This window comes from Silvania confinis, from assembly GCF_025564085.1.
Lineage (GTDB): Bacteria > Pseudomonadota > Gammaproteobacteria > Enterobacterales > Enterobacteriaceae > Enterobacter > Enterobacter confinis.
Map to the genome: position 1 here is coordinate 1 of NZ_JAMGZJ010000008.1, position 258 is coordinate 258.

1 protein-coding gene is annotated in these 258 nt (G+C 64.0%); it reads right to left on the reverse strand.

What is annotated here, in order from left to right; genetic code table 11:
• Positions 1-258: integrase core domain-containing protein (locus tag M8013_RS23675; RefSeq protein WP_271265810.1), on the reverse strand; the 258-nt coding region annotated here is incomplete at both ends.

A 258-nucleotide genomic window follows, 5' to 3' on the forward strand; every position in this document is an offset into this window, starting at 1 on the left:
ACGCCGGGACGGCCATATTCAGCGCCTCGTGGGGACGCTCAAGGTTATAGACTGCCCGCCAGTGGTCGAAGGCCCGCTGTAACTCGCCGCTGTCCGTGAACCATTTCCCCTGCAGCACTTCCGCCTTCAGACTGCGGTGAAAGCGTTCGAGCTTGCCCTGGGTCTGCGGATGATAAGGCCGGGAGTGACCCACCCGGATACCGAGGCGCATCAGCCATAACTCCAGCGCCGTCCAGGTCCCGGTGGTGTCACCCCACG